Below are 22,260 nucleotides of genomic sequence, written 5' to 3'. Positions count from 1 at the left end.
GGCGACAAGCACCATTGTGCCAGTTCGCTGCGGTTGTATTGTTCGCCGCCGCCCATACTTATCCCTTTCTTCCCTTCTTGGTGCGTAAATCAGATATGAGTTCCGCTCTGTCCATCCGGCAGCTAACCAAAACCTACGGCAACGGTTTCCAGGCCCTGAGTGGTATCGATCTGGATGTCGCCGAAGGTGACTTTTTCGCTTTGCTCGGCCCCAACGGCGCCGGCAAATCCACGACCATCGGCATTCTCTCGACCCTGGTGAACAAGACCAGCGGCACGGTGAATATCTTCGGTCACGACCTGGACAGGAATCCTGCGCAGCTCAAACGCTGCATTGGCGTGGTGCCTCAGGAATTCAACTTCAACCAGTTCGAAAAGACCTTCGACATCGTCGTGACCCAGGCCGGCTACTACGGCATCCCGGCGAAAATCGCCAAGGAACGCGCCGAACAGTACCTGACCCAGCTCGGCCTGTGGGACAAGAAGGACGTGCCGTCGCGTTCGCTGTCCGGCGGCATGAAGCGGCGCCTGATGATCGCCCGCGCGCTGGTTCATGAACCGCGCCTGCTGATCCTCGACGAACCGACTGCCGGGGTGGACATCGAGCTGCGTCGCTCGATGTGGAGCTTCCTCACCGAGCTGAACCAGAAAGGCATCACCATCATCCTCACCACCCATTACCTAGAAGAGGCTGAACAGTTGTGCCGCAACATCGGCATCATCGACCACGGCACCATCGTCGAGAACACGAGCATGCGTAACTTGCTCAGCCAACTGCATGTCGAAACCTTCCTGCTGGACCTCAAGGGCGACCTGCCAGCCGCGCCGCAGTTGCTCGGCTACCCGTCCCGGCTGATCGACAGCCACACCCTGGAAGTCCAGGTGGACAAGTCCATGGGTATCACCGCGCTGTTCACTCAGTTGGCGCAGCAGAACATCGAAGTGCTGAGCCTGCGTAACAAAACCAATCGCCTCGAGGAGTTGTTCGTGTCCCTGGTGGAGAAAAATCTGTCGAAGGTGGCGGTATGAGTTCCGAGCTGCGCCCCAACCTCGTTGCCCTCAACACCATCGTTTACCGTGAAGTCCGGCGTTTTACCCGGATCTGGCCGCAGACCCTGCTGCCACCGGCCATCACCATGGTCCTGTACTTCGTGATCTTCGGTAATCTGATCGGTCGGCAAATCGGTGACATGGGTGGCTTCACTTACATGGAGTACATCGTGCCGGGGCTGATCATGATGTCGGTGATCACCAACTCCTACGGCAACGTGGTGTCGAGCTTCTTCGGCAGCAAGTTCCAGCGTTCCATTGAAGAACTGATGGTCTCGCCGTTGTCGCCGCACACCATTCTGATCGGCTACACCCTGGGCGGTGTGCTGCGCGGGTTGATGGTGGGGATCATCGTGACCTTGCTGTCGCTGTTCTTCACCCATTTGCAGGTGCATCACCTGGGCGTGACCGTTCTGGTGGTCGTGCTGACCGCGACGATCTTCTCGCTGCTGGGCTTCATCAACGCTGTGTTTGCGCGCAACTTCGATGACATTTCGATCATTCCGACGTTCGTGTTGACGCCACTGACCTACCTGGGCGGAGTGTTCTATTCGATCTCGCTGTTGCCGCCGTTCTGGCAGACCGTGTCCCTGGCCAACCCGGTGCTGCACATGGTCAACGCATTCCGCTACGGCATCCTTGGCGTGTCGGATATCCGCATCAGTATTGCGATTACGTTCATGCTGGTGGCGACCGTGGTGCTTTACCTCGGTTGTGCGCGGTTGCTGGTCAGCGGGCGCGGGATGCGTACCTGATAGGTAACCTGTAGGAGCTGGCAAGCCAGTTTCTACACTGCGAAAGCGTGAGTCTAGGCACCACAAAAAAACGGCCTCCCAAGTGGAGGCCGTTTTGCATTTTCACATCCGGCTCTGCTTGCGCCGCTTCCATTGCCTGGCCACCCACCAGCGCCAATACGTCATCACCAGGAAGTAGGCCAGAGCACCGAGCGCCAGTCCCGTCACGACCGAGCCCAACAGAAACGGTTGCCACAAGGTCGAGATTTCACCCGTGATCCATTCCCAGGTCAGCGAGTCCGGCAACGTCCGGGCGGGGACGTCCATCAGCCAGGCGCCGGTCTGGTACGTGCAAAAGAACACGGCAGGCATGGTGATCGGATTGGTCAGCCAGACCAGACTCACGGCAATCGGCATATTGCCGCGCACGATAATGGCGAGGATTGCCGCCAGCAGCATCTGCAACGGAATTGGCAGGAATGCGGCAAACAGACCTACCGCCATGGCGCGGGCAACGGAGTGGCGGTTGAGGTGCCACAGGTTTGGGTCATGCAACAGCGTGCCGAGAAAGCGTAAGGACTTGTGTTCCCTGATGCTCATCGGGTCTGGCATGTAACGTTTGAATAAGCGCCGGGGCATAAGGCTTCTCGCTCGGTCAGGGCGGCAAGTATGTCTGGATTCTATGAACTGCCCATTCAGACTTTGTGACAATTATTAACGACGGCCAGGCGACGGGCGGGCTAAGCCTTGGATGGGACTCTCAAGGACGGGCTTATGCGCACAGGGATGATGGCGCTGGCGCTGGGTCTGCTGACCTTGCGTTTTTTACCGGCTTTGCCGCCGGTCTGGTTGTGGCTGGCAATGCCGGTGGCGGGTTTGATGTTGCTGCCGTTCAGGACCTATCCGGTGGCGTTTTACTTATTCGGTTTGAGTTGGGCCTGCGTGAATGCGCAGTGGGCGCTGGATGACCGGTTACCGCCGACTCTGGATGGAGAAACCCGCTGGATCGAAGGGCGGGTCACGGGCTTGCCCCGGCATGACGACGGTGTGATGCGTTTCGAATTGACCGACATCCAGTCCCGGCGTACCCGGCTGCCGCGGCAAATGCGCCTGGCCTGGTACGGCGGGCCACCGGTGAACAGTGGTGAACGCTGGCGCCTGGCAGTCAAATTGAAGCGCCCGGTCGGGCTCCTCAACCCGCAGGCGTTCGATTATCAAGCCTGGTTGCTGGCACAACGTATCGGGGCGACCGGGACGGTCAAGCAGGGCGAACGCCTTGCGCCAGCCCAACGGGCCTGGCGCGATGGAATCCGCCAGCGTTTGCTTGCGGTGGATGCCCAAGGGCGAAGCGGCGCATTGACGGCATTGGTACTTGGGGACGGCGCCGGGTTGAGTCGTGAAGACTGGCAGGTATTGCAGGACACAGGCACGGTGCATCTATTGGTGATTTCCGGGCAGCACATCGGATTGTTGGCGGGCGTCGTGTATCTACTGATCGCCGGCCTGTCCCGTTTTGGGTTATGGCCGAACCGTTTGCCATGGTTGCCTTGGGCGTGTGGCCTGGCATTCGCCGCAGCGCTCTGTTACGGGATGCTGGCCGGTTTCGGGGTACCGGTGCGACGGGCCTGCCTGATGATTGGCCTGGTGTTGTTGTGGCGTCTACGGTTCCGTCATCTCGGCGCATGGTGGCCGCTGTTGTTGGCACTCAACGGCATTTTGCTGCTGGAGCCCCTGGCGAGTCTTCAGCCTGGCTTCTGGCTGTCGTTCGCTGCCGTGGCAGTCTTGATATTGACCTTTGGCGGCCGATTGGGGCCGTGGCGTTGGTGGCAAACCTGGACCCGTGCCCAGTGGCTGATTGCAATCGGGTTGTGCCCGTTGTTACTGGCACTGGGGTTGCCAATCAGTCTCAGCGGGCCGCTGGCCAATTTGTTCGCAGTGCCCTGGATCAGTCTGGTGGTGCTGCCACCGGCATTGCTCGGGACGCTGTTGCTGCCGGTGCCTTACGTGGGTGAGACGTTGCTGTGGCTGGCGGGCGGCTTGATCGACTGGTGGTTCAGGGGCTTGGGACTCGTCTCCGGTCAGGTTCCCGCGTGGGTGCCAACGGCAGTCCCGCTATGGGCCTGGTTGATGGGTGCCATTGGCGCTGTGCTGCTATTGCTGCCGCGAGGCGTACCGATGCGCCCCTTAGGGTGGCCCATGCTGTTGATGCTGGTTTTTGCGCCCAGGCCGATGTTGCAGGAAGGCGTGGCCGAAGTCTGGCAACTGGATGTCGGTCAGGGCCTGGCGATCTTGGTGCGCACTCGGCATCACACGATGCTGTATGACGCCGGACCGCGTTTCGGTGAGCTCGACCAGGGGGAGCGGGTGGTGTTGCCGGCATTGCACAAACTGGGGGTGAAGGGCCTCGACTTGATGCTGATCAGCCACGCCCATGCCGATCACGCCGGTGGTGCCCGGGCGATTGCCAAGGGCTTGCCGGTGAATCGGGTGGTCAGTGGTGAACCGTCGGACTTGCCTTTGGAATTGCGGGCCGAGAGGTGTGAAAGCGGTCGACAATGGACCTGGGACGGAGTCGATTTCCAGCTTTGGCACTGGCCATTGGCCGGCGACAGCAACCAGAATTCCTGTGTCTTGCTGATCGAGGCCAATGGCGAACGGTTGCTGTTGAGTGGCGACATTGATGCTGCCGCCGAAAGAGCCCTGCTGGACAGTCCGTTGGCCCTGCCCACCGATTGGCTGCAAGCGCCACACCACGGCAGTCGCAGTTCTTCGTCCAACGCCTTGCTGGATGTCCTGCAACCTAAAGGGGCGCTGATCTCCCGCGGTCAGGGTAATTCCTTTGGCCATCCGCATCCCACGGTCATCGCGCGTTATCAAAAACGTGGAATGACGATCTACGACAGCGTCGAACAGGGTGCCATTCGTCTGCAACTGGGGCGCTTCGAGCCGCCGTGGTCAATGCGCCAGGAACGGCGTTTCTGGCGCGATCCGCCGCCGTTGACCCCATAACCGGGCGTTATTAAAGCCCGACCGGATGCGACATCACGGTCTTCGGTGCTTGCACCCCCTATGTTAGAGTGGCGCACTTTTTCGAGGGGACTGTCACTGTGTGGGAATTGGTCAAATCCGGCGGCTGGATGATGCTGCCGATCATTCTGAGTTCCATCGCGGCCATGGCCATCGTCGCCGAGCGTCTCTGGACGCTGCGCGCCAGCCGCGTGACCCCGGAGCACTTGCTCGGGCAGGTCTGGGTCTGGATCAAGGACAAACAGCTCAATAAAGACAAGCTCAAGGAACTGCGCGCCAACTCGCCTTTGGGCGAGATCCTGGCGGCGGGCCTGGCTAATTCCAAACATGGTCGCGAGATCATGAAAGAGTGCATCGAAGAGGCCGCTCAACGGGTCATTCATGAACTCGAGCGCTACGTCAGTGCCCTGGGTACCATTGCCGCCATGGCGCCTTTGCTGGGGTTGCTGGGTACGGTGCTGGGCATGATCGACATTTTCAGCGCATTCACAGGCTCGGGCATGACCACCAACGCCTCGGTACTGGCCGGTGGTATTTCCAAGGCCCTGATCACCACGGCTGCGGGCCTGATGGTGGGTATCCCCGCGGTATTCTTCCACCGTTTCCTGCTACGGCGAATCGATGAGTTGGTAGTGGGCATGGAGCAGGAAGCGATCAAGCTGGTCGAGGTGGTGCAGGGCGACCGCGATGTGGACCTGTCCGGGAGCAAAGCGTGAAATTCCGCCGCAAACCACGGGAAACAGTGGACATCAACCTCGCGTCGCTGATCGACGTGGTGTTCATCCTGCTGCTGTTTTTCGTCGTGACCACCACCTTCACCCGTGAAACCCAGCTGCGCGTCGATCTGCCGGAATCGGTCAGCGGCACGCCCGCCGACGATCAAAGCAAGCCTCTGGACATCGCCATCAGCGCCGATGGCGTGTTCTCGGTGAACAACCAGATCCTGGCGAAGAGTGACTTGGCCTCGTTGATGGACGCGCTGCAAAAAGAAGCCAACGGCGACACCAACCGGCCGCTCTCTATCAGCGCTGACGGCAAGACTCAGCATCAGTCCGTGGTGACTGCAATGGATGCGGCCGGCAAACTCGGTTTCAGTCACTTGCGCATGACCACCATCGAGGCGGCGCCCCCTGCGCCCTGATGACCATGTCCGATCGATTGCTCGCCGCGTGGTATGACGGTCATCCGGCCCTGAAGCTGTTACAGCCATTGGAATGGTTGTACCGGCGAGTGGTCATGAACAAGCGCAAGCGCTTTCTGGCGGGTGAGGGCGAGATCTATCAGCCACCGGTGCCGCTGATCGTGGTCGGCAACATCACCGTGGGTGGCACCGGCAAGACGCCGCTGATTCTATGGATGATCGAGCACTGCAAGCGCAGCGGCCTGCGGGTTGGCGTGGTCAGTCGCGGCTACGGCGCCAAACCGCCGCAGTTGCCGTGGCGGGTCGAGGCGGAGCAAAGCGCCGACGTTGCTGGCGATGAGCCGTTGCTGATCGTCCAGCGCACGGGCGTGCCACTCATGATCGACCCCAATCGCAGCAACGCCGTCAAAGCCTTGCTGGCCAGTGAGCCGCTGGACCTGATCCTGTCCGACGACGGCATGCAGCACTACCGCCTGGCCCGTGACCTGGAGCTGGTGCTGATTGACGCCGCTCGCGGCCTGGGTAACCGCCGTTGCCTGCCCGCCGGGCCATTGCGTGAACCGGTCGAGCGCCTGCAAAGCGTCGACGCGGTCCTCTACAACGGAGCCGCATCTGACCGCGATGATGGATTTGCCTTTCAATTGCAACCCACCGCGCTGGTCAACCTGCACAGCGGCGAACGGCGTCCTCTTGACCACTTTGGTGCAGGCCAGTCTGTGCACGCGGTGGCTGGCATCGGCAATCCGCAACGTTTCTTCAAGACCCTCGAAACGCTACACTGGCAGCCGGTTCCACATGCGTTTGCCGACCACGCTGAATACAGCGTGCAGGCTTTGAATTTCACGCCGTCATTGCCGTTGGTAATGACGGAAAAGGACGCGGTGAAATGCCGTGCCTTTGCCGCCGCCGACTGGTGGTACCTGGCGGTCGATGCCGTGCCGTCGCCGGCCTTCGTGGCCTGGTTCGACACACAGTTGATGCGCCTGCTGCCGGCTCGTTTGTTGCCTTAACTCCGTTTTTTCCAGGGAATGCTCATGGACACCAAATTGCTCGACATCCTCGCTTGCCCGGTCTGCAAAGGCCCGCTCAAGCTCAGCGCCGACAAGACCGAGCTGATCAGCAAGGGCGCAGGCCTGGCTTACCCGATTCGCGACGGCATCCCGGTGATGCTCGAATCCGAAGCGCGCACCCTGACCACCGACGAGCGCCTGGATAAATGACCACAGCCTTTACCGTCGTCATTCCATCGCGCTATGCCTCCACCCGCCTGCCGGGCAAGCCGCTGCTGCTGATCGCCGGCAAGCCGATGATCCAGCACGTCTGGGAACAGGCAAGCAAAAGCAGCGCCGGGCGGGTGGTGGTGGCCACCGACGACGCGCGCATCGTCGAGGCCTGCAAAGGCTTTGGTGCCGAAGTGGTGCTGACCCGTGAAGATCACAACTCCGGCACTGATCGCCTGGCCGAAGTCGCGATGAAGCTGGGCCTGGCGCCCGATGCCATTGTGGTCAATGTCCAGGGCGACGAACCGCTGATCCCGCCGAGTGTGATCGATCAGGTCGCCGCCAACCTGGCCGCCCACACCGAAGCACGCATGGCCACCCTGGCCGAACCGATCGAAGACGTGGTCACCCTGTTCAATCCCAACGTGGTCAAGGTCGTCAGCGACCTCAATGGCCTGGCGTTGACGTTCAGTCGCTCCACCTTGCCCTGGGCGCGTGATGCGTTTGCCGTGAACCCTGAGCAGTTGCCCGAAGGTGTACCGTATCGCCGACATATCGGCATCTACGCCTACCGCGCCGGTTTCCTGCAGGATTTCGTCAGCTGGGGTCCCTGCTGGCTGGAAAACACCGAGTGCCTGGAACAGCTTCGTGCTCTGTGGCACGGCGTGCGGATCCACGTTGCTGATGCGCTGATCGCGCCGCCAGCCGGCGTCGATACCGCTGAAGACCTTGAGCGCGTTCGTCGCCTGCTGGAGGCGTGATGCGGGTTCTGTTTGTCTGCCTGGGCAACATCTGTCGCTCTCCCACGGCCGAAGGCGTGCTGCGACACAAGTTGCGTGAGGTGGGGCTGGCCGACCAGGTCGAAGTTGCCTCCGCCGGCACCGGTGACTGGCATGTCGGTAAGGCGCCGGACAAGCGCAGTCAGGCCGCGGCGAAGCTGCGCGGTTATGACTTGTCCACCCAGCGCGCGCAACAAGTCAGTCGTGCCGATTTCGCCACCTATGACCTGATCCTGGCGATGGACAACAGCAACCTGCGCAACCTCAAGGCCTTGCAGCCGGCCAAGGGCAAAGCCGAACTCGACCTGTTCCTGCGTCGCTACCAGTCGCCGGTCGATGAAGTGCCGGACCCGTACTACGACGGCGAACAAGGCTTCGAGCAGGTGCTGGACCTGATCGAGCACGCCAGTGATTTGCTGGTGATCGAATTGAAGGGACGGTTATGAGTTTGCAGGTCAGGTCGCAGGTTTCGCTCAAGCCGTTCAACAGCTTTGGCGTGGATGTCCAGGCCCGGCTGTTTGCCGAGGCCCATAGCGATGCCGATGTACGGGAAGCCCTGGCCTACGGGCTGGAGCACAAGGTGCCGGTGCTGGTGATCGGCGGTGGCAGCAACCTGCTGCTGACGGCAGATATCGATTCGCTGGTGCTGCGCATGGCCACTCGCGGGATTCGCGTGCTGAGCGATGAAGGCAGCAAGGTGGTGATCGAGGCGGAGGCGGGCGAGCCCTGGCATCCGTTCGTGCAGCATACGCTGGGGCTGGGGTTGTCCGGTCTGGAAAACCTCAGTCTGATTCCCGGCACCGTCGGTGCGGCACCGATGCAGAACATCGGTGCCTATGGGGTCGAGATCAAGGACGTGTTCGCCGGTCTGACCGCCCTCGATCGCCAGAGCGGCGAACTGCGGGACTTCACATTGCAAGAGTGCAACTTCGCTTACCGCGACAGCCTGTTCAAGCAGGAACCGGGACGCTGGTTGATCCTGCGTGTGCGCTTCACCCTCGACCGCGCCGAGCATTTGCATCTGGAGTACGGCCCGGTGCGCCAGCGTCTGACTGAACAAGGCATCGAGCATCCGACCGCCAGCGATGTCAGCCAGGCCATTTGCAGTATCCGCAACGAAAAACTCCCGGACCCGGCCGTACTCGGCAATGCCGGCAGCTTTTTCAAGAACCCTTTGGTGTCGTCGGCGCTGGCTGCACGGCTCAAGGGGGAGTACCCGGACCTGGTGGCCTATGCGCAACCTGATGGCCAGATGAAATTGGCCGCCGGCTGGCTGATCGAGCGGGCAGGCTGGAAAGGTTTCCGTGAGGCTGATGCTGGCGTGCATAAATTGCAGGCGCTGGTGCTGGTCAACTATGGCGGAGCAACGGGTCTGCAATTGCTGAGCCTGGCGCAGCGCATCCAGAAAGATATTTTCGAACGTTTCCACGTCGATCTGGAAATGGAGCCGAACCGGTATTGAGCTAGGCTTTCAGTACGGATCAAAAAGCCCTGCACGATGTTTATGGTGCAGGGCTTTTTTGTTAATGCTCGGTTAACTTAGTCAGCTAACGATGCACACTCTTGCTCCACCAAAGGCCCGGTGCAGACGTCTGCGTCTGCATAAGAGAGCCCATTAGCCTGAGTCGATCTGCGTGCGACCCACCGAGATCCAGCGGCAGATTGCTCGACCCCATAACTCAAGAAATATGCGGGCGTGCCCATGATTACCCTGAAGCTCAATGGTCAAGACCATCAACTCGACGTCACCGAGGACATGCCGCTGCTCTGGGCGATCCGCGATGTGGCCGGTTACAACGGCACCAAATTCGGCTGCGGCATGGGCCTGTGCGGGGCTTGCACCATTCATATCGAAGGGGCCCCGGCACGCAGTTGCATCACGCCCATCGGTTCAGTCGTAGGGCAGAATGTCAGCACCATCGACAACCTGCACGCCGACCCGATCGGCAAAGTCGTGCAGCAAGCCTGGCTCGACACGGCGGTCGCCCAATGCGGTTTCTGCCAGGGCGGGCAAATCATGTCGGCGACGGCGCTGCTCAAGACCAATCCGAACCCGAGCGACGAGCAGATTGAAGAGGCGATGGTCGGTAACATCTGCCGCTGCGGCACCTACAACCGCATCAAGACTGCGATCCGCCAGGCCTCCACTCACCTGAAGGAGGCCAAGGCATGAGCCGGTTACCGAATGATTTCGCCCTGAGCAACCTGAGTAATCTCAGTCGTCGAGGTTTCCTTAAAGGGGTTGGGGCTACCAGTGCGTTGGTGCTGGCGGCGAGCTGGGGCTGGCAAGACGCGTTTGCCGAGGACAAAGAGAAAAAGTTCGGCGCTGACGGCATGCCCCACGGCTGGGTCGATGATCCGAAGATCTATGTGAGCATCGCCGCCGATGGCACGGTGACCGTGATCTGTAACCGCTCGGAGATGGGCCAGGGCGTACGCACCAGTCTGACGATGGTGGTGGCTGATGAGCTGGAAGCCGACTGGGCGCGGGTTAAAGTACAACAGGCCCCGGGCGACGAAGCACGTTTCGGCAACCAGGACACCGACGGCTCGCGCAGCATGCGCCATTGGTACGAACCGATGCGCCGTTGCGGGGCTGCTGCTCGCGCCATGCTGGAGCAAGCCGCCGCTGACCAATGGAAAGTGTCGGTTGGCGAATGCCATGCGCAACTGCATAAAGTCGTTCATAAACCGTCCGGCCGCGAACTGGATTATGGTGTGCTCGCCGCCGCTGCCGGCGCATTGGCCGTACCGGCGCGTGACAGCCTCAGACTCAAACAGCCTTCGGAGTTTCGCTACATCGGCAAGGAAGGCACCAAGGCCATCGATGGTGAAGACATCGTCAACGGCCGTGCGGTGTACGGCGCCGACGTGCATTTCGACGGCATGCTGTACGCGACCATTGCACGGCCCTCGGTGTATGGCGGCAAGGTCAAAAGCTTCGATGGCAACGCGGCGATGAAAGTCCCTGGCGTAGTCAAGGTGGTGCAGATCGAAAGCCGACCCTTGCCTTCGGAGTTTCAACCGCTCGGCGGTATCGCCGTGGTGGCGAGCAATACCTGGGCGGCGATCAAGGGCCGCGAGGCGCTGAAAATCGAGTGGGACGACGGCCCCAACGCCAGCTACGACTCCATTGCCTATCGCAAGGCGCTGGAAGCGGCCTCGCTCAAGCCCGGCAAGGTGGTGCGCAATACCGGCAATATCGACGAGGCGATGTCCAGCGCCGCCAGCACGCTGGAAGCCTCCTACTACTTGCCGCATTTGTCGCAGTCGCCGATGGAACCGATGGTCGCCATTGCGCGATTCAAGGACGGTGCGTGCGAAGCGTGGGGGCCAAGCCAGGCGCCGCAGGTCACCCGGGAGCGGATCGGTGAACGCCTGGGCTTGCCCTTCGACAACGTCACGTTCAACGTGACCCTGCTCGGTGGTGGGTTCGGGCGCAAGTCCAAGCCTGACTTCATCATCGAAGCGGCGATCCTCGCCAAGGAATTCCCCGGCAAGGCGGTGCGGGTGCAATGGACCCGCGAAGACGACATTCACTGTTCCTACTTCCACACCGTGTCGGCCGAATACCTCAAGGCCAGCCTGAACAAAGATGGCCTCCCGTCCGGCTGGTTGCACCGTACGGTGGCGCCGAGCATTACAGCGTTGTTTGCGCCGGGCATGAACCATGAGGCGGCGTTCGAACTGGGCATGGGGTTCACCAACATGGCGTATGCGATCCCCAACATTCGCCTGGAAAACCCCGAGGCAACGGTGCATACCCGGGTCGGCTGGTATCGCTCGGTGTCGAACATTCCCCACGGTTTCGCCATCCAGAGCTTTATCGATGAACTGGCGCACAAGGCCGGGGAAGATCCGCTGAAGTACCAGATCAGATTGCTCGGTCCGGATCGTCAGATCGATCCGCGCACCTTGAGTGATGAGTGGAACTACGGCGAATCCCCCGAGCGTTATCCGATCGACACCGCGCGCCTGCGCACGGTACTGGAGACCGCCGCCAAAGCCGCGGGATGGGGGCGTGAGTTGCCCAAAGGGCGCGGCCTGGGCCTGGCGGTGCATTACAGCTTCGTGACGTATGTGGCGGCGGTGATCGAGGTGGAGGTCAAAGACGACGGCACTCTGGTGGTGCACAAGGCCGACATCGCCGTCGATTGCGGACCGCAGATCAATCCGGAGCGGATTCGCGCTCAATTCGAAGGTGCCTGTGTCATGGGCCTGGGTAATGCGGTGCTGGGGGAAATCAGCTTCAAGGACGGCAAGGTCCAGCAGGACAACTTCCACATGTACGAAGTGGCGCGCATGTCCCTGGCGCCAAAAGAGGTGGCTATACATCTGGTGACGCCGCCGGGTGATGTGCCATTGGGCGGTGTGGGTGAGCCGGGCGTGCCACCGATTGCGCCGGCGCTGTGCAATGCGATCTTTGCTGCCACCGGCAAGCGCATCCGCAACCTGCCGGTTCGTTATCAGCTGTCGGGCTGGCAGAAGGCCGACAGCTGATGGACAGCGCCGATCTGAACGTCCTGCGCAGTGTGCTGCAATGGCATCGCGCCGGTCAGCGGGTGGTGTTGTACAGCGTGGTCGAAACCTGGGGCACCGCGCCCCGGGCACCCGGCGCCATGCTGGCATTGCGTGAAGACGGCATGGTGATTGGTTCGGTCTCGGGCGGGTGTGTCGAAGATGACTTGATTGCCCGGCTGCGCGACGGTCGCCTTGCGCTTGATGGCCCACCGGTGCAATTGATCACTTACGGCGTGACTCGCGAGGAGGCCGCACGTTTCGGCTTGCCCTGCGGCGGCACCTTGCGCTTGACCGAGGAGCGTATCGATGATGGGAGCTGGGTCGAGCAATTGCTCACTCATTGCGAGGCCCATGAAATCGTTGCCCGTGAACTGAACCTGACCACCGGCGAAGTGCTTTTGCAGCCGGCCAGCAAAGCTGACGTGTTGACGTTCGACGGCCAGACCTTGCGCGCGATCTACGGCCCGCGCTGGCGCTTGCTGCTGATTGGCGCGGGGCAGCTGTCGCGCTATGTGGCGGAAATGGCCCGCCTGCTGGATTTCGAGGTGCTGATTTGCGACCCGCGCAGCGAGTTCGTCTACGGCTGGGAGGAACAGCACGGACGATTCGTTTCGGGCATGCCGGATGAGGCGGTGTTGAATATCCAGACCGATGAACGCACGGCCATCGTAGCCCTGACCCATGATCCGCGCCTGGACGACATGGCGCTGCTCACGGCCCTCGACTCCAGGGCTTTTTACGTTGGGGCGCTGGGGTCGCGGGTCAACAGTCAGAAGCGCCGGGAAAACCTGGCTCAACTGGGTTTGTCGCAACCGGCGATTGACCGCTTACATGGTCCCATCGGTTTGCACATCGGCAGTCATAATCCTGCGGAAATTGCCTTGTCGCTCATGGCGGAAATCGTGGCGGTCAAAAACGGCGTCGAACTGAAACAGAAGAAAGTCTTGCAGGAGAGGGTATGAGCGAGTCCATCGGCGTCATTGTGTTGGCGGCGGGGCAGGGCAGCCGGTTTCGTCAGGTGGCGGGCACCGACAGGGATAAATTGCTCGCTGATTGTACCGGGCGTGATGGTGCAGAGAGGTCCGTCATTGAGCACACGCTGGTCAACCTACCGGCCGCACTGGACAAGCGCGTACTGGTGACGACCCCTGACCGCCCGCGGGTTGTTCGCATGGCTCAGGCCTATGGCTGCGAAATTGTGCTGATCGAGTCGACGGGAATGGGCGACAGCATTGCCGCTGGAGTCGCTGCCTGCAAGCAGCTCGATGGTTGGCTGATGGTGCTGGGAGATATGCCGTTCATCCTGCCGTCCAGCATCGAGCAAGTGGTGGCGGGTATTGGCAATGACATGATCAGCGTGCCCGTGCAGGGGGGGGAGCACGGACATCCGGTCGGGTTCGGACGGGACTTCGCTGCGGGGTTGATGGCGTTATCGGGGGATCGTGGCGCCAAGCCACTGTTTGCCCAAGGGCGGGTGGTCGAAGTGACGGTGGATGATCCGGGTGTGTTGTGGGATGTGGATGTGCCTGAGGCACTTACCTTCAGACCAACATAGATCCTTGTGGGAGCGAACTTGCTCCGGGCGGCGATCCGACGATAGCGGTCAATCAGCCAGCACCCATGTTGAATGCCATTGCGCCATCGCGAGCAAGCTCCCACAGGGGCTGGTGTGATTTCACAGATGTAAAAAAAGCCCCGCCTGGATCACCAGGCGGGGCTTTTTAATAGCCGATGGAATCAGACGAGAGGTTTAGGCTCGTGCTCTTTTTCCTGGGCTTGCTCGTGTTGCTCTACCGCTTCCTGAACGGAGCGCGGCGCTTCGTGGATCACCGACTCAACCGGCTCGGCAGCCACTTCAGCAGCAACCGGTGCAGGTTCGGCAGCGACAACCGCTTCAGCAGGCGCAGCAGGGGCAGCCAGTTCGGCTTCCTTCTGCAGGCGCTCGGCTTCACGCTTGCGACGACGCACTTCACGTGGGTCGTTAGGTGCACGGCCACTTGGCGTCAGGGCGCTGACAGGAGCGGCCTCGACGACCGGAGCAGGCGCTTCGGCAACGACCGGGGCTTCAACGACTGGCGCTTCAACCACCGGCGCTTGAGCCGGTTCTGCAGCGGCGACTACCGGCTCGGAAACCATGGCTTCAGCCACTTGGGTTTCGGCGGCAGGTGCAGCTACTTCAGCGACAGCTGGCTCGGCCACCCAGTTGAATGCGGTTTGCTCCTCGCGAACTTCACGCACGGTTTCAGTCACGGTTTCAACAACCGCTTCTGCAACTACGGCAGGTGCTTCAACCACTGGAGCCGGTTCGGCAGCCGCTTCAACGGCAGGCTGTGCTTCTGGTGCTGGTGCTACTTCGATTTCCGGCGACGCAGTGACTTCGACCGGTGTGGTCGCTTCCACGGCTGGCGCTTCGACTGGAGCAGTTTCCAGAGTAGCGGCAGTGGCGCGTTCGGCTTGCACATTGGCTTCTGCTTCGGCCGGAGCGCTGATCACACTGCTGGCAACGGCTGCGGTGACAGCCAGGCCGGCGGCCAGATCGGCAACGCTTGGCGCTTCAGCGTTTTCGCCGGACTCGGATTCTTCCGAACCTTCGATCACGTTGCCGTTGGCATCACGCTGACGCTCGCGACGGTTGCTGCGACGACGCTGGCCACGGGAGCGGCGGCGTGGACGATCGCCTTCGGCGCCTTCCTGACCGTCTTCCGGCAGTTGCTCTTCGTTGGAGGTCAGTTCTTCTTCAGTTGCGGCTGCGGCAGCTTGTTCGGCGCGTGGCTGACGTTCTTCACGCGGTGGGCGTGGAGCGCGTTCTTCACGTGGCTGGCGAGCTGGACGTTCTTCAGCGGTGGCGGCGGTAGCGGCGGTAACAGCGGCGGCCGGAGCGGCATCCAGAGGCTCGCGCAGTTCACGAACGCGTTCTTCGCGCTCGCCACGTGGCTTGCGATCTTCACGCGGAGCGCGCGGTGCACGTTCTTCACGAGGCACGCGTGGTGCGCGTTCTTCGCGGGCTACTACTGGAGTCTCTTCACGGGATTCGCGTGGCTCACGGACTTCGCGAGGCTGACGCTCTTCACGCGGCTCACGTGGTGCGCGTTCTTCACGCGGTGCACGCTCTTCGCGAGGCTTGCGCTCTTCATCGCGGCGACCGTTACGGTTGCGGCTTTGCTGGCGACCGTTGCGACGCTCTTCGTTGCGGGCCGGACGCTCGGCGGCTGGCTTTTCAACCACAACCGGCGCAACAGGCTCTTCCTTGGTGGCGAACAGGCTCACCAACGACTTCACCAGGCCTTTGAACAGGCTTGGCTCTGGTACTACAGCCGGAGCCGGGGCAGGTGCTGCCACTTCGGTCGGAACCGGAGCGTTGGCGCGGGCCGGCGCCGTCTTGACCGCTGCTTCCTGGCGAACCAGGGTGCGGGTCGCAGCGGCTGGCTGGACTTCTTCCACTTCGGCAGCGGCAGCAGCGATTTCGTAGCTGGACTGGTTGGTGGCCGCTTCCGGGCTGTCGTCACGCAGGCGCTGCACTTCGAAGTGCGGCGTCTCGAGGTGATCGTTCGGCAGGATGACGATGCGGGCGCGGGTGCGCAGTTCGATCTTGGTGATCGAATTGCGTTTTTCGTTGAGCAGGAACGCAGCCACCGGGATCGGCACTTGTGCACGAACTTCGGCGGTGCGGTCTTTCAGGGCTTCTTCTTCGATCAGGCGCAGGATCGCCAGGGACAGCGATTCAACGTCACGGATGATGCCGGTGCCGTTGCAACGCGGGCAGACGATGCCGCTGCTTTCGCCCAGGGATGGACGCAGGCGCTGACGGGACATTTCCAGCAGGCCGAAGCGCGAGATGCGACCGACTTGCACGCGAGCGCGGTCGGCTTCCAGGCATTCGCGGACTTTCTCTTCCACGGCGCGCTGGTTCTTGGCAGGGGTCATGTCGATGAAGTCGATGACGATCAGGCCGCCGATGTCGCGCAGGCGCAACTGACGGGCGATTTCTTCAGCGGCTTCAAGGTTGGTTTGCAGCGCGGTTTCTTCGATGTCGCTGCCTTTGGTGGCGCGCGCCGAGTTGATGTCGATGGACACCAGGGCTTCGGTCGGATCGATCACGATGGAGCCGCCGGAAGGCAGTTCGACCACGCGCTGGAACGCGGTTTCGATCTGGCTTTCGATCTGGAAGCGGTTGAACAGCGGAACGCTGTCTTCGTACAGCTTGATCTTGCTGGCGTACTGCGGCATCACCTGGCGGATGAAGGTCAGGGCTTCGTCCTGGGCTTCAACGCTGTCGATCAGCACTTCGCCGATGTCCTGGCGCAGGTAGTCGCGGATCGCGCGGATGATCACGTTGCTTTCCTGGTAGATCAGGAATGGCGCGGCGCGGTCCAGCGAAGCTTCCTTGATAGCGGTCCACAGTTGCAGCAGGTAGTCGAGGTCCCACTGCATTTCTTCGCTGCTGCGGCCAAGGCCGGCAGTGCGCACGATCAGACCCATGTCGGCCGGGGCAACCAGGCCGTTCAGCGCTTCACGCAATTCGTTGCGCTCTTCGCCTTCGATGCGACGGGAGATACCGCCGGCACGCGGGTTGTTCGGCATCAGCACCAGGTAACGACCGGCCAGGCTGATGAAGGTGGTCAGGGCGGCGCCCTTGTTGCCACGTTCTTCTTTTTCGACCTGAACGATGACTTCCTGGCCTTCGCTCAGGACGTCCTTGATGTTGACGCGACCTTCCGGGGCTTTCTTGAAGTATTCGCGGGAGATTTCTTTGAGGGGCAGGAAGCCGTGGCGCTCGGAGCCGAAATCGACAAAGGCAGCCTCAAGGCTTGGTTCGATGCGAGTAATCCGGCCTTTATAGATGTTGGCCTTCTTCTGCTCGCGTGCACCGGATTCGATGTCCAGGTCGTAGAGGCGCTGGCCATCTACCAGTGCAACACGCAACTCTTCGGGTTGAGTTGCGTTAATCAGCATTCTTTTCATGTAGTACCGTCGGTTTCCGGGCTGCCGGAAACGGCGTTCGGCACACACGACTTCTCACGGTCGGTGTCAGGTGCGTCGGGAGTGGTTGGCCATTTCCCGTGTCCAGCGAAGTCCGGCCAATGTGGGCCTTCATCGCGACGTACGCGTCCTGCTTGCTGTGGCTACTTAAGCACTCAGTCAGGAGGAGGAATCAACCAGCGGCTGTGGACGAGATGAAGCGTCTTGAGAAAACCTGTTGCTACACAGTCCGGCGGTTGTGCATCTCCACCCTACACGTATCCCTGATAATTCGGGTGCTGCCGCGCGCAGAATCCGCAGCGGGTTGGCATTTACCGTGAGCTCCGAAAGGGGAGGTCACGCATCATGGCTAATTTAGGCGTTGTTTCCGATGCCTTCGCTCGGGGTCATTCGCAGCTGACTGCACTTTGTGAACTGGCCGTGAATATGGCTCGCAAAACGAGTGGAATACTCTGCTTTGTGGCGTGATTCAGGCCTCATGTCACCTGCGCTCGTTACACCTGCAAACTCCACCGTTACGTAGCGAAAGCCCCGTAGGACGGCCTCGCGTCCTGGTGAATTGCGTTGGTCAGGGCCGGTTTTTGACCGTTGGTCCGCTGTCCAGGCCGCTTTTGGCGGCGTTCGCGACTATAGCAGCAATGATTAAGTGCTTCAATTCCATAAAAAATTGTTATCATCCGCGGCATGACGACGACTACCCCCCCGACTCCAGGCGTACAACTGCTTGAGGTCTCGCCGGAATATGCCGGCCAACGTATTGATAATTTCCTTCTCGCCCGACTCAAAGGCGTGCCCAAGACCTTGATTTACCGCATTTTGCGCAAGGGCGAAGTGCGCGTGAACAAGGGGCGGATCAAGCCCGAGTACAAGTTGCAGGCGGGCGACATCGTGCGCGTGCCGCCGGTACGGGTGCCTGAGCGCGACGAGCCGGTGCCACTGGCACAAGGCCTGCTGCAGCGGCTTGAAGCCTCGATTGTCTTTGAAGACAAGGCGTTGATCGTGATCAACAAGCCTTGCGGCATCGCCGTTCACGGCGGTAGCGGCCTGACCTTCGGGGTGATCGAAGCCTTTCGTCAGTTGCGCCCCGATTGCAAAGAGCTCGAACTGGTTCACCGTCTCGACCGTGATACGTCCGGCCTGTTGATGATCGCCAAGAAGCGCAGCATGTTGCGCCACTTGCACACCGCGTTGCGCGGTGATGGCGTCGACAAGCGCTACATGGCACTGGTCCGCGGGAACTGGGCGAGCTCGATCAAGCAAGTCCGTGCGTCGCTGGGCAAGAGCAATCTGCGCTCCGGTGAGCGCATGGTCGAGGTCGACGAGGAGGAAGGGAAGGAATCCGTGACCGTGTTCAAGGTCCTGCGCCGCTTCGGTGACTTTGCCACCATGGTCGAAGCCAAGCCGATTACCGGCCGGACTCACCAGATCCGCGTCCATACCTTGCACGCCGGGCATTGCATCGCTGGCGACACCAAGTATGGCGACGAAGGTTTCAGCAAGGAAATTCGCGATCTGGGTGGCAAGCGCCTGTTCCTCCACGCTTACATGTTGACCGTGCCGCTGCCCGATGGCGGTGAGTTGAAGTTGCAGGCACCGGTCGACGAAATGTGGGCCAAGACCGTGGAGCGATTGAGTGCGCCCATCTGATTACAAGCTGTTGATCTTCGATTGGGATGGCACGCTGGCCGATTCCATCGGCCGGATTGTCGAGGCGATGCATGTTGCCTCGCAGCGTTCCGGTTTTGAACTGTGCGATGACTTTGCCGTCAAGGGCATCATCGGCCTTGGCTTGCCGGAAGCGATCCGCACCCTGTACCCGGAGATTGGTGACGCCGAGTTGATCGCGTTCCGCGAGCACTATGCTGAACACTACATTGCGTCGGAGGCTGTGCCTTCGCCGTTGTTCGAGGGCGTGGTCGAGTCGCTCGAGGCCTTTCGCTCCGAGGGTTATCATCTGGCTGTGGCGACCGGCAAGGCTCGTCGTGGGCTGGATCGGGTGTTGAAGTCCCATGGCTGGGAGAATTACTTCGATATCACCCGCGCTGCCGACGAGACTGCCAGCAAGCCCCATCCGTTGATGCTCGAGCAGATTCTCGCCCATTGCGAGGTCCGTCCGGAGCAGGCGTTGATGGTCGGTGATTCGTCCTTTGATTTGCAGATGGCGCGCAACGCTGGCATGGGCTCGGTGGCTGTCAGCTATGGCGCTCAATCGATCGATGCGTTGAAGTTGTATGAGCCGCGACTGGCCATCGACCGTTTTTCAGAATTGCATGCCTGGCTGAGTCAGCAGGCTTAACCGGTTGTTTTTGGGGTGGATGGCATGACCGACGAATGGAAGGCGCCCGCCAAGGCGAGCGCAGAGAGCGGTGACGACAAAAGCTGGAAGCTGCTGGAAAAGACGCTGCTGGCCAGCGTGCAGGAACAGCGTCGGTCCCGTCGCTGGGGGATATTCTTCAAGCTTTTGACTTTTGTGTATCTGTTCGGCGCCATTGCCCTGTTTTCGCCGCTAATGGATATGGAAAAAGCAGCCACTCGCAGCGCCCACTACACGGCGCTGATCGATGTGACAGGCATGATTGCCGACAAGGAACCTGCCAGCGCGGACAATATCGTTGGCAGTCTGCGCGCGGCTTTCGAGGACGAGAAGGTCAAGGGTGTCATCCTGCGCATTAACAGCCCAGGCGGCAGTCCGGTGCAGTCGGGTTACGTCTATGACGAGATTCGTCGCCTGCGTGGCCTGCACCCTGACATCAAGCTGTATGCGGTCATTTCCGATCTCGGGGCTTCCGGCGCTTACTACATCGCCAGTGCGGCGGATCAGATCTATGCCGACAAGGCGAGTCTGGTCGGCTCCATCGGTGTGACGGCGGCCGGTTATGGTTTTGTCGGCACCATGGAGAAGCTGGGCGTCGAGCGTCGTACGTACACTTCTGGCGAGCACAAGTCGTTCCTCGACCCGTTCCAGCCACAGAAGCCGGAAGAAACCGCCTTCTGGCAGGGTGTGCTCGATACGACACACAAGCAGTTCATCAATAGCGTCAAGCAGGGGCGTGGTGATCGCCTGAAGGACAAGGAGCATCCGGAGCTGTTCTCCGGCCTGGTCTGGAACGGCGAGCAGGCGCTGCCACTGGGGTTGATCGATGGGTTGGGCAATGCCAGTTCGGTTGCGCGGGATGTGATCGGCGAGAAAGAACTGGTGGACTTCACCGTTCAGGAGTCGCCATTCGATCGCTTCTCGAAGAAACTCGGTGCCAGCGTGGCTGAGCATTTGGCGATGTGGATGGGTTTTAACGGTCCGTCGTTGCGGTGATCTTTCGATTGCACAAAAAAAACCGGCAATTGCCTAATGCCGATCAGTTAAGCCTTCTCGCTTGACCTTTGGCCGCAAGAAATCAAAATCCGATGCCTGTACTGGCATCGGATTTTTTTATGCGTCTCGCTCGGGCCCTGGAACTGACCCACAACATCGCCTCCACTCCCAATTCAATCGAGGGACTGGATTCTTTACTCGATCCGTCTTTGGTCGAGCTGGCCCTTGAACAGGCCGGTGTGGCGACCCTGCGCAAGCGGCGTTTGCCGCTGGAAATGATGCTCTGGTGCGTGATTTCCATGGCCTTCTTTCGACGCATGTCGGCATGGGATGTGGTCAGCCGCATGAACATCATGCTGCCGGGCCAACGTCCGCTGGTGGCACCCAGCGCTGTGGTTCAAGCCCGTCAGCGGTTGGGCTGCGAGGCTGTTCGACAGGTCTTCCATCTGACTCAGAAAAGTTGGCATGAGGCCGTGGATCACCCAACTTGGGCCGGCTTGCGTTTGCTGGGCGTCGACGGTGTGGTCTGGCGAACACCGGATACCCCGGAAAATCGGGCGCGCTACGACTCGGCCAGCAATCAGCATGGCGACACTGGCTTTCCTCAGGTGCGCATGGTCTGCCAAATGGAATTGACCAGCCACATGCTGATCGGCAGTGCGTTTGATGGCTATCGCAGCAACGAAATGAAGCTGGCCGAACAACTGATCGACACCACGCCCGATCACTCGTTGACCCTGTTCGATCGAGGCTTTTACTCCTTGGGTTTGCTGCACCAATGGCAGCAAGCAGGCACCGAGCGGCATTGGCTGATGCCACTGAAAAAAGGCACGCAGTACGAAGTGGTTCAGCGTTTGGGGCGCCAGGATGCGGTTGTCTTGTTAAGTACTTCGCCGCAAGCCCGCAAACAATGGCCGGGGCTGCCCGAGCGCCTGACTGCGCGACTCCTGAGCAAAACCGTCAAGGGCAAGGTGTGTCAGATCCTGACGTCGATGGCCGACCCGCTGCGCTTTCCGTCCGACGAAATCGTCGACCTGTACAGCCAGCGATGGGAGATCGAATTAGGGTTTCGCGAGATGAAACAGACGCTGCTTAACAGCAGCTATACGCTGCGCAGCAAGACACCCGAGATGATCGAGCAGGAACTGTGGGGGGTGTTGCTGGGCTACAACTTGTTGCGCTATCAGATGGTGGAAATGAGCCGTCACTGTCCAGGTATTTACCCGTGTGAAATGAGTTTTAGCGCGTGTACCTGGGCGATTTTAGGGTTTATCAACAGTGTCTCGGCCGACCGCTCCGGGAACATCCCCAAGTACCTGGGCGAGCTTCATGCCTCAGCCCTGCACTATGTCCTGCCTCATCGGCGAGAGGAGCGTATTTATCCTCGCGCCATCCGGCTCAAATCGCCGAAGTATCCGATCAGAAATAAAAATGCCAGTCAGCTTAACTGACTGGCATTAGGCAATTGCCGGTTTTTTTGCCTTTGTACGACTGTAGGA

The 22,260-nt window shown here is 60.7% G+C and carries 20 protein-coding genes; 18 read left to right on the top strand and 2 right to left on the bottom strand.

All coding sequences use genetic code 11. The features are described from left to right. Positions 1–95 precede the first annotated feature (95 nt). Entirely contained in the window at positions 96–1,028 is a 933-nt protein-coding gene (locus B0D71_RS24995) for an ABC transporter ATP-binding protein (protein WP_103397084.1), read from the top strand. After that, on the top strand, positions 1,025–1,804 hold the full coding sequence (locus B0D71_RS24990) for an ABC transporter permease (RefSeq protein ID WP_103397083.1): 780 nt from the start codon (positions 1,025–1,027) through the stop codon (positions 1,802–1,804). Before B0D71_RS24995 ends, B0D71_RS24990 begins: the two co-directional genes overlap by 4 nt. Positions 1,805–1,906: 102 nt before the next feature. Here B0D71_RS24990 and B0D71_RS24985 read toward each other — a convergent pair whose 3' ends face one another. Further along, a complete protein-coding gene (locus B0D71_RS24985) occupies positions 1,907–2,422 on the bottom strand; it encodes a DUF2062 domain-containing protein (RefSeq protein ID WP_103397082.1) in 516 nt (171 codons plus the stop codon). A gap of 135 nt (positions 2,423–2,557) precedes the next feature. Here B0D71_RS24985 and B0D71_RS24980 point away from each other — a divergent pair, with 135 nt between their 5' ends. The 12 genes from B0D71_RS24980 to B0D71_RS24925 all read left to right on the top strand — a co-directional run bounded on the left by B0D71_RS24980 (position 2,558) and on the right by B0D71_RS24925 (position 14,026). Then, positions 2,558–4,792: a DNA internalization-related competence protein ComEC/Rec2 gene (locus B0D71_RS24980; protein WP_103397081.1), complete on the top strand. Its 2,235-nt coding sequence runs from the start codon at positions 2,558–2,560 to the stop codon at positions 4,790–4,792. Between the two features lie 98 nt (positions 4,793–4,890). After that, a complete protein-coding gene (locus B0D71_RS24975; RefSeq protein WP_103397080.1) occupies positions 4,891–5,526 on the top strand; it encodes a MotA/TolQ/ExbB proton channel family protein in 636 nt (211 codons plus the stop codon). Next, entirely contained in the window at positions 5,523–5,951 is a 429-nt protein-coding gene (locus tag B0D71_RS24970; RefSeq protein ID WP_103397079.1) for an ExbD/TolR family protein, read from the top strand. Before B0D71_RS24975 ends, B0D71_RS24970 begins: the two co-directional genes overlap by 4 nt. Beyond that, complete coding sequence (gene lpxK / locus B0D71_RS24965) at positions 5,951–6,961, top strand: tetraacyldisaccharide 4'-kinase (protein WP_103397078.1); 1,011 nt, start codon at positions 5,951–5,953, stop codon at positions 6,959–6,961. The genes B0D71_RS24970 and lpxK overlap by 1 nt, the downstream gene beginning before the upstream one ends. Positions 6,962–6,985: 24 nt before the next feature. Continuing rightward, positions 6,986–7,171: a Trm112 family protein gene (locus B0D71_RS24960; protein WP_003179363.1), complete on the top strand. Its 186-nt coding sequence runs from the start codon at positions 6,986–6,988 to the stop codon at positions 7,169–7,171. Beyond that, positions 7,168–7,932, top strand: a complete 765-nt coding sequence (gene kdsB, locus B0D71_RS24955) for a 3-deoxy-manno-octulosonate cytidylyltransferase (protein WP_103397077.1) — start codon at positions 7,168–7,170, stop codon at positions 7,930–7,932. Before B0D71_RS24960 ends, kdsB begins: the two co-directional genes overlap by 4 nt. Continuing rightward, complete coding sequence (locus B0D71_RS24950) at positions 7,932–8,396, top strand: low molecular weight protein-tyrosine-phosphatase (protein WP_103397076.1); 465 nt, start codon at positions 7,932–7,934, stop codon at positions 8,394–8,396. The genes kdsB and B0D71_RS24950 overlap by 1 nt, the downstream gene beginning before the upstream one ends. Further along, on the top strand, positions 8,393–9,412 hold the full coding sequence (murB, locus tag B0D71_RS24945) for a UDP-N-acetylmuramate dehydrogenase (RefSeq protein WP_103397075.1): 1,020 nt from the start codon (positions 8,393–8,395) through the stop codon (positions 9,410–9,412). The genes B0D71_RS24950 and murB overlap by 4 nt, the downstream gene beginning before the upstream one ends. Before the next feature lie 240 nt (positions 9,413–9,652). Further along, a complete protein-coding gene (locus tag B0D71_RS24940; RefSeq protein ID WP_008046998.1) occupies positions 9,653–10,123 on the top strand; it encodes a (2Fe-2S)-binding protein in 471 nt (156 codons plus the stop codon). Next, positions 10,120–12,450, top strand: coding sequence for a xanthine dehydrogenase family protein molybdopterin-binding subunit (locus B0D71_RS24935; protein ID WP_103397074.1), 2,331 nt, complete (start codon positions 10,120–10,122; stop codon positions 12,448–12,450). Before B0D71_RS24940 ends, B0D71_RS24935 begins: the two co-directional genes overlap by 4 nt. Next, complete coding sequence (locus tag B0D71_RS24930; protein WP_103397073.1) at positions 12,450–13,433, top strand: XdhC family protein; 984 nt, start codon at positions 12,450–12,452, stop codon at positions 13,431–13,433. Before B0D71_RS24935 ends, B0D71_RS24930 begins: the two co-directional genes overlap by 1 nt. After that, positions 13,430–14,026: a nucleotidyltransferase family protein gene (locus B0D71_RS24925; RefSeq protein WP_103397072.1), complete on the top strand. Its 597-nt coding sequence runs from the start codon at positions 13,430–13,432 to the stop codon at positions 14,024–14,026. Before B0D71_RS24930 ends, B0D71_RS24925 begins: the two co-directional genes overlap by 4 nt. Before the next feature lie 182 nt (positions 14,027–14,208). Here B0D71_RS24925 and rne read toward each other — a convergent pair whose 3' ends face one another. After that, entirely contained in the window at positions 14,209–17,433 is a 3,225-nt protein-coding gene (gene rne / locus B0D71_RS24920) for a ribonuclease E (protein WP_103397071.1), read from the bottom strand. A 702-nt stretch (positions 17,434–18,135) separates the two neighbouring features. On the opposite strand from rne, the gene rluC reads away from it, so the two are divergent. From rluC to B0D71_RS24895, 4 genes are all read left to right on the top strand, one after another. Then, positions 18,136–19,098, top strand: coding sequence for a 23S rRNA pseudouridine(955/2504/2580) synthase RluC (gene rluC / locus B0D71_RS24910; RefSeq protein WP_103397069.1), 963 nt, complete (start codon positions 18,136–18,138; stop codon positions 19,096–19,098). Next, positions 19,085–19,747: an HAD-IA family hydrolase gene (locus B0D71_RS24905; protein WP_103397068.1), complete on the top strand. Its 663-nt coding sequence runs from the start codon at positions 19,085–19,087 to the stop codon at positions 19,745–19,747. Before rluC ends, B0D71_RS24905 begins: the two co-directional genes overlap by 14 nt. Before the next feature lie 24 nt (positions 19,748–19,771). Then, positions 19,772–20,761 carry a S49 family peptidase gene (locus B0D71_RS24900; protein ID WP_103397067.1) on the top strand — a complete coding sequence of 330 codons (990 nt, stop codon included), beginning with the start codon at positions 19,772–19,774 and terminating at the stop codon, positions 20,759–20,761. A gap of 119 nt (positions 20,762–20,880) precedes the next feature. Then, the gene (locus B0D71_RS24895) at positions 20,881–22,212 is read left to right on the top strand and encodes an IS4 family transposase (protein ID WP_103394672.1); all 1,332 of its coding nucleotides are present in this window, start codon (positions 20,881–20,883) and stop codon (positions 22,210–22,212) included. The last annotated feature ends 48 nt before the right edge of the window (positions 22,213–22,260 follow it).

The sequence above is a fragment of the Pseudomonas laurylsulfativorans genome (genome assembly GCF_002906155.1).
GTDB classification, from domain to species: domain Bacteria; phylum Pseudomonadota; class Gammaproteobacteria; order Pseudomonadales; family Pseudomonadaceae; genus Aquipseudomonas; species Aquipseudomonas laurylsulfativorans.
Note: the sequence above shows the minus strand (reverse complement) of the source record. Positions and strands in the feature narration are given on the sequence as shown.